This is a genomic window from Paraburkholderia sp., from assembly GCF_026225065.1.
Lineage (GTDB): Bacteria > Pseudomonadota > Gammaproteobacteria > Burkholderiales > Burkholderiaceae > Paraburkholderia.
The window spans coordinates 1-7,115 of the sequence record NZ_JAMFSB010000252.1 but is presented as its reverse complement, the minus strand read 5'-3'; the positions used below and the strand labels follow the sequence as shown (position 1 = coordinate 7,115).

8 protein-coding genes are annotated in these 7,115 nt (G+C 62.0%); 2 read left to right on the top strand and 6 right to left on the bottom strand.

The genetic code is table 11. From position 1 onward, the window contains the following. The 5 genes from M0954_RS18595 to M0954_RS18575 form a co-directional block, all read right to left on the bottom strand. Positions 1 to 490, bottom strand: a 490-nt coding sequence (locus M0954_RS18595) for an MFS transporter (RefSeq protein ID WP_297354805.1), incomplete at its 3' end; no start/stop codon positions are given. A 244-nt stretch (positions 491 to 734) separates the two neighbouring features. Beyond that, complete coding sequence (locus M0954_RS18590) at positions 735 to 1,046, bottom strand: high-potential iron-sulfur protein (RefSeq protein ID WP_122153127.1); 312 nt, start codon at positions 1,044 to 1,046, stop codon at positions 735 to 737. A 186-nt stretch (positions 1,047 to 1,232) separates the two neighbouring features. Next, positions 1,233 to 2,339 carry an NAD(P)/FAD-dependent oxidoreductase gene (locus tag M0954_RS18585; RefSeq protein WP_122153126.1) on the bottom strand — a complete coding sequence of 369 codons (1,107 nt, stop codon included), beginning with the start codon at positions 2,337 to 2,339 and terminating at the stop codon, positions 1,233 to 1,235. Between the two features lie 283 nt (positions 2,340 to 2,622). Next, complete coding sequence (locus M0954_RS18580) at positions 2,623 to 2,916, bottom strand: DUF4148 domain-containing protein (RefSeq protein WP_122153125.1); 294 nt, start codon at positions 2,914 to 2,916, stop codon at positions 2,623 to 2,625. Positions 2,917 to 3,175: 259 nt separating this feature from the next. Next, on the bottom strand, positions 3,176 to 4,153 hold the full coding sequence (locus M0954_RS18575) for an AAA family ATPase (RefSeq protein WP_297354803.1): 978 nt from the start codon (positions 4,151 to 4,153) through the stop codon (positions 3,176 to 3,178). Positions 4,154 to 4,474: 321 nt separating this feature from the next. Between M0954_RS18575 and M0954_RS18570 the strand changes: the two genes are divergently transcribed. Together M0954_RS18570 and M0954_RS18565 are read left to right on the top strand one after the other, a co-directional pair. Next, positions 4,475 to 4,966: a hypothetical protein gene (locus M0954_RS18570; protein ID WP_297354801.1), complete on the top strand. Its 492-nt coding sequence runs from the start codon at positions 4,475 to 4,477 to the stop codon at positions 4,964 to 4,966. 28 nt (positions 4,967 to 4,994) lie between these two features. Then, a complete protein-coding gene (locus M0954_RS18565) occupies positions 4,995 to 5,792 on the top strand; it encodes an endonuclease/exonuclease/phosphatase family protein (RefSeq protein WP_297354798.1) in 798 nt (265 codons plus the stop codon). Positions 5,793 to 5,920: 128 nt separating this feature from the next. Here M0954_RS18565 and M0954_RS18560 read toward each other — a convergent pair whose 3' ends face one another. Continuing rightward, the gene (locus M0954_RS18560) at positions 5,921 to 6,889 is read right to left on the bottom strand and encodes an aldose 1-epimerase (protein WP_297354797.1); all 969 of its coding nucleotides are present in this window, start codon (positions 6,887 to 6,889) and stop codon (positions 5,921 to 5,923) included. Positions 6,890 to 7,115 lie beyond the last annotated feature (226 nt).

The window sequence follows — 7,115 nt, the reverse complement described above, 5'->3', positions numbered from 1 at the left end:
CCAGCACCAGCGCGGCCGCCTGGCTTGCCATCTGCCAACCGCCGTAAAAACCTCGCTTCGAGAAAGGCGCTGCTTCGATCAATAGCGCGGTCGAACTGCCGAACTCGCCGCCAGCCGAGAAGCCCTGCAGCAGACGCCCAAGCACGATGATCAAAGGCCCGCAAATGCCGATTGCCGAATAAGGCGGTGCAATCGCCAGCAGAAGGATGCCGAACGTCATCAACGCGATCACAAGGGACAAGGCCGCCTTGCGCCCCGCACGGTCCGCGTAAAGGCCAAGGACGACGCCGCCAATCGGCCGCATGACGAAGGCGACGCCGAAACTCGCAGTGGTGAGAAGCAACGACGAGTAATCGCTGCTGGCAGGAAAGAATAGCTCAGCGATTACTACCGTCATCAAGCCAAAGACCGTGAAGTCGTACCACTCGAGCGCATTGCCGATAACCGCTGCTGCTACAGCTCGCGTGTTGAGGCTCTTTGACGCAGGCATCAGGATCTCCAGCCTTCGAAAAGTGTTGCGTGCTGTGTTGAAAGTAAGCCGCTCGACGAGACGACGCAATGCCGCCATGCGAAATGCATTGCGAGTGTAAAGATCGCTGTAAAGGTTTTCAAGCAGCAAAAAGGCGTCGGCCACTCGCTGTGGCGGACGCCCTCGCACATCTTCGGAAGAATTGCGCCGTCATGCTGCAGCGCGATTTACCGCAACAAGCATGCTGAACGGACCCTACCGGGCCTTACGCCTTCTTGTTGTATGCACTGCACCAACCCTTGGCCGACACCTGCTTGCCGCCGAACATCGGGCAGCCACCCCAAGGATCGGTTGCCTTGCCCTGATAAAAGCTGCAGTTGCCGCAAGCCTCGCCGGCCGCGTACTTCGCGTACTTGGCCTTGTCGACCTGGGTGGCGTCGGCTTTGTAGCCGAGTGCCTGAGCGGTGGGATCGGCTTCGGTGACTTTAGGGGCGTCGGCAAAAGCCTGGCGCGACAACGCGAGCGTCGACGCAACGCCAATGCTCGTAATCAGGAACGTACGACGGGATGACTTCATAGGGGACTCACTCCATTTTGTATTGGACTAAACGCCGTTCTGACGACAGCGATCCCCAAGCATAACAATGAAGCGCCAACGCGTGACGGCCCAAATGATAGAGATAAGCGATTTTGTAGTTCGACGCGTGCCGTTGCCGGCCGCGACGCCGACCCGTACTATCAACCCGCAGTGCCGCCCCTATAACTACGCCACGCCGGCGACTTCGCAGACGCGCTGCGCAATCGCCAGACACGCCGTCAGCCCAGGCGACTCGATCCCGAACAGATTGACGAGGCCGCGCACGCCGTGCGCAGCGGGCCCCTGAATCACGAAGTCGGCGGCGGGTTCGCCGGGACCTGAGAGCTTGGGGCGAATGCCTGCATACGCCGGCTGCAATGCATGGTCGGGCAACGCGGGCCAATAAGCGCGAATTGCCGCGTAGAAGGAATCGGCGCGATGCGGATCGACGTCGTAGTTAATCGCATCAACCCATTCGACGTCGGGACCAAAGCGCGCCTGGCCGCCCAGGTCGATAGTCAGATGGACGCCGAGACCCGCCTCGTTCGGCATCGGATAAATCAGGCGGCTAAACGGCGCACGTCCCGAGATGCTGAAGTAATTACCACGCGCCAGATATAGCGGCGGCACATGCCGCGCGTCGAGTCCGCGAATCTTGCGCGCCAATGCATTGGCCTGCAGACCCGCGCTGTTGATCACACACGCCGCGCTGATCGTGGTGGGCGCGGCCCCGCCCACCTTCACGACGAAACGCCCGTTGCTCGACTCGATCGCCTCGACCGGTGCATGAAACGCGCACACGGCGCCATCGCGTTCGGCATCGCCCTGAATCGCCAGCATCAGTTGATGACTGTCGACGATGCCCGTGCGCGGCGAGAACACTGCCTCGACACATTCGAGCGCCGGTTCCAGCGCCTGCGCCTCGGTGCCGCCAATCCGCATCAGGTCGAGCACGCCGTTTTCCTTGCCGCGCGCCATGATGGTTTCGAGTTGCGGAATCTGGTTGCGCGAGGTCGCGACCAGCAGCTTGCCGCACCGCGAATGCGGCACGCCATGTGCCTCGCAATAGTCGTAGAGCATCTCACGACCACGCACGCACAGCGCCGCTTTCACCGAACCGCGCGGATAGTAGATGCCCGCGTGAATCACTTCGCTATTGCGCGAACTGGTGCCCACGCCGATCGCTTCGGCGCCCTCCAGCACGATCACTTCGCGACCGCGTGCCGCGAGAGCACGCGCGATGGCCAGGCCCACGACGCCGGCCCCGATCACTACACATTCGATCTGATCCATGTCCCTTGACGCGGCCTGCCGCACCGCGTGACCCCTCGTCCACCTGATGAAGATGAAGAACGGCCACGGCTATCTCATGCCGCCCGCCGCTCGCTGCCGAACGCGTCCTGCGCACATGACGAAATTGTACGACACGGTACAGAAACGAATGCCCGCAGTCGCAACGACTGCGGGCATCGGATCGGGTGCCAGGTCTTGAGTCTGTATGGCGGACGGCTTCAGTGTACGCCGTCGAGGGTTAATGCGGTCAATTCATGTGGCGATCGTTTCGCTCACCGGGTCCTCAATTCTGGACCGCAGCGCCGCTGAGGGAGGCGTTGCTTTGGGCGCTCGCGTGAGCGGTGTGGATCTGCACACGCGGCACGGTATAGCCGCCCATGGCGAATTGCTGAGGATAAGCCGGCTCGTTCGGGTTCAGGCTCAGTTCACCGTTGGCGCGCGCTTGCGCCAGTTCAGCCTTGACCTCGGCGCGCGTTTTCGGACCGTTCGTGACTGGGTTAGCCGTGTCGTCGCTTGCGACGGCGGGCAGAGCAACAGCAGCGGAAATTAGCAGTGCGGCAAGAGGAGCGAGTTTCATGATGGATTCCAGATTCGTCGGGGCCGTTCGGGGCGGAAATGAAGCGACGTCGCCATGGCGTGCGTCGCTTCATTTCGGATAACCCAGTGTAGGCTCCGACTATCAAAAAATCATTCCGATTGAAACAACTAACAGTTACGTTCAGAAGAACAATGGCGGCTCCCCACGTTCGCGATTGCGTGAGCGCAGTGCTCGGAATGCCTCGGCAATAAAAAAACCGCCCGAAGGCGGTTGTTGTGCAACAGCCAAATTCTGCCGCTCAAAAGCCGATCGGTTTGCGCCGGTTGCCATAATCCAGCCGGATATCTTCTGCGCCGATCCAGTCACGTTCGTCGATGCGCGCCGCACCGAAGCCGTTCAGAATCGCCCGGCGCATTTCACGTGGCGAAGCGTGCTTCAAGGCGTCGAGTGCGGCGTCACCGAGTTCGACGGGAAAGCGCAATCCCCAGCCGTGGGCAGAGCGGATTTCGTTATAGATCGACTGGGCGATCCGGCGTGCGCCTTCCAGATCCGGTGGCGGAATCTCGTAGACGTTCATCCGGTTGAGAATCGGTTCGGGAATCGAGCGCGCGTCGTTAGCAGTCGCGATCCAGATCACATGCCCTGCGTTGATCGGAATCTCGGCGAATTCGTCGATGAAAGTTTGCGCCGTGTCGTGCTCCAGCAGCGCATACAGCGCACCGAGCGGATCGTATTGCGAGTCGCCGGTGGCCTTGTCGATTTCGTCGACGGCAATCACCGGGTTCGCGTAGGTCCCATGCACGAGTGCGTCGAAGACTTTACCGGGCTTCGCGTTCTTCCATTGCGACGACGCGCCCGAAAGAATCCAGCCTGCGGTCAGCGAACTCATCGCGACATAGTGATACGCGGTGCCCAGCAGCCGCGCGAGTTGCTTCGCAAAATGCGTCTTGCCGATGCCGGGGTCACCAAGCAGCAGAATTGGCATCAGCTCGAGCCGGTCCTCGGTTTCGAGGCACAGCGCAACCTGTTTGCGCACATCGTCGAGCGGCTCGCTGAAGTTCGGCAGCGCTTCGACCAGATCGTCGATGGACGGCATCCGGTTTGGCTTCACGCAAAAACGCAGATTGCCGGTCTTCAGCATTTTTTCGTAGGTGGAGCGCAGCGCATCGTTCGCGCCTTCGCCAAGATCGTTCAACGCGGTTTCGACCCGATCGAGGTCGTAGACCTTGCTGAACGACGCCACTGCGATTTCCTGTTTGACCATTGCTGTTGTCATAGATCACCCCGTCGTGCTGGTCTTGCGGCTGCGGCGCCGGCCAGGCGCCGTTTCAAGTCCAGTGTATCCACGCAATATTCATGCGCAAGCCAGCAGCCGTGCGGGTGTGCTGCTAACACCCGCCCAGCGATCAGGCCGCAAGCCAGACGCCAGGCGGGTTGCGGCGAAACCGGCATTGGCTTGAACGAGATCGCCCCCATCTGAAATGGACTGTTGCTGAACCCGGCCCGCGCTGCGGTGTCAGAAAGAGGTTGCGACCATCAGGCGTAAGATGGGCGCCTGTCATTACGCTGGACACCACGCCCCGGAGAGCCGTCAAACATGTGGAAAACCAGTCTCGTTGCCGTGCTGTGCGGCACATCGTTACTCGCTCAGGCACAGCAGCCTGCCGCCCAGCAGGCCGTGCACTGGCAATTGCAGGTGATGCGCGACGGCCAGCAGATCGATTCGTTCGAGGCCGATACAACCGTGGGTCAGGCACGCACGGACACGCATCATCAGGTGGTGCAACACAATGTCGGCTGCAAGGATGCGCCGGGTGGCAGCATCGATCTGTCACGCACGCTGACCGTCTCGCCGATCCAGGCCGATGCTAACCAGGTCACGCTCGCGATCGACGCGCAGGAAACGCTCGAGGACGACAGCGCGCCGAAAACCGACACCGGTTGCAAGTTGCCGCCGCAGCCGCGCCAGGTCGCGGCCAATCATCCGGGTCTGCAGGTGCCGGCCGGTCAATGGGCCACCTGGCAGATCGTCGACAAGAATCCAAACCTTGTATATCGAGTCCGTGCCAGCCTCGCCAATCACCCTTGATATCAACGAAAACCGTGGACCACGCGGCATGCGAAACCCCGAAGAACTCATCCGCGAGAGCGCGCAGCCTAAGGATTTCATCGCAGTAAGCTGGAACCTGCACAAGGGGCGCACGCCGCTCGGCTTTCAGGCCTGGCAGGCGATGCAGCGTTGGGTGCAGTCGACCCACGCCGACGCCTATTTCCTGCAGGAAGCGATGGCGCGGCGCATGCCGGCACCGGTTTTGTCAGGTGGCTTTGGCGCGCCGCTGCGCGATCCGCTCGACGACGTGTGGCATTGTCAGGCCACCGAAATCGCCAACTCGCTGGAACTGCAGATCGCACTCGGCCCGAACGTCTTCAAGCCGTCGTGGCGGCATGGCAATGCGATCCTTTCGCCGCACCCGCTCGATCTCAGCGGACGCTGGGATATTTCCGCACACCGCTTCGAAAAACGCGGCCTGCTGGTGGCGCGGGCCACCTTTGCCGGTCATTCGGTGACGCTGCTGTGCGCGCATCTGGCGCTCACGCGTGCGGCACGGCTGAGGCAAATGCACTGGATTGCGCACTGGATCGCGAAAGAAGCGCCGGAAGGGCCGCTGGTGCTCGCCGGTGACTTCAACGACTGGCGCAACGACTCGGTGCCGCTGTTCGGCGAGCATGGGATGTATGAGGTGGCAACGTTGCTCGGCGAGTCAGGCCGGACCTTCCCGGCGTTTTCACCGGCGCTCGCGCTAGACAAGATGTTCGTGCGCGGCATAAAGCCGGTCGAATGGATCCAGCCTACGCAGGAGACCGCGTGGCTGTCCGATCATTTGCCGTATATGGCTCGGTTGCGGGTGGAATGAGCGCGGCGCTCGCCGCATGGCAACTGCGATGCTGAAGGTGCTGAAGTGCTGAGACCGCTGCGGCGAGTCCGGCAACTACGGCAGCTACTCCGGCACAAACCGGCGCCCGAGCCACTTCGCTGTCCCTCCTAGACCCGCTGCGGTGTCCAGTTCACCGTCGCCGTCATTGCCTCGTCCGGCATCAACACACAGCCGCCTACGTGCTCACGCGCATCGCTGGCGTTAAAGCAATCAGTGGTGTTCGTCACCGGTTCGACGCACAGCAGCGCCTCGGTAGCCGGCGCAAATACCACGAGATGATCGAATGGCGCTTGTGCTGTCAACGTCAGCCGGCGGCCCTCGTCGGGCCATGCAATCGTCGCGGTGCGCGACCAGCCGGCAAAGTTATTGTCGAGATCGAACGCACCGGCGGACATGCCTTCGCGCATCGCGTCGACGGCCGGATGCGGACCAAGATGCGTCGGCAGCACCTCGCCGTCGGCGTGCCACATCCCTTGGACCTGCGCGTATACGCGGGTTTCCGCGGTGCGTGGGTAATACGGGTGATGCCCCATGCCGAACGGCATCGGCTGCCCAGCCAGGTTCCGCGCGGACAAGGTCACGCGCAACGTATCCCCCGCCAGTTCGATCCGTTGCATCGCGCGATAACGAAACGGCCAGTCACCCTGCGCATGCGGATCAGGCTCATGTTCGAAGTGCAACTCCACGGAACTCGCCGTCACCGCACCGACCTGCCACGGCCGACGCCACGCGTGCCCATGCAGCGCGTGGGCGAAACGGTTGCCGTCGCCGGCCAGATCGACCGTGCGGCCTTCGAAGACGAAGCGCGCATCGCGGATACGGTTGCAATACGGCAGCAGCGGGAAACTCGCCATGCGCAGCGGATCGCGTTCGGCGAGCGCAGCGTCGGTCGCGGGCCGCATCCAGTGGACCGGTCCGGCAGCTACGACCTCGTAGTACGCCGCGATCGCACCGCCTACGTGCGGCGCGACCAGCACGCGCATCGCGCCGCTCGCCAGAGCGATCAGGTTGGGGTCGCCCAGCGAGAACGCGTCTGCCGCGGATGGCCGGATCGGATTCAGGGAAACATCGCGCATGGTGAAAATAATTAAGGCCTCGGGCAGAATGCGGCCCACGTCTGCTCACGGGGCCCGCGCGACCGAGAATCGCACGCCACGCGCCTCAGGTCAATATTATTAGTAATATTCTATTCAAACGGGAGGCAATAAGAAACCTTCCTGGACTTCCCAAATGACGGGTTTTTGCGCGTTGCCGCCCGCATATTATTAGTGGTACCGTCATCACGATCATGCCCGAGGGCAT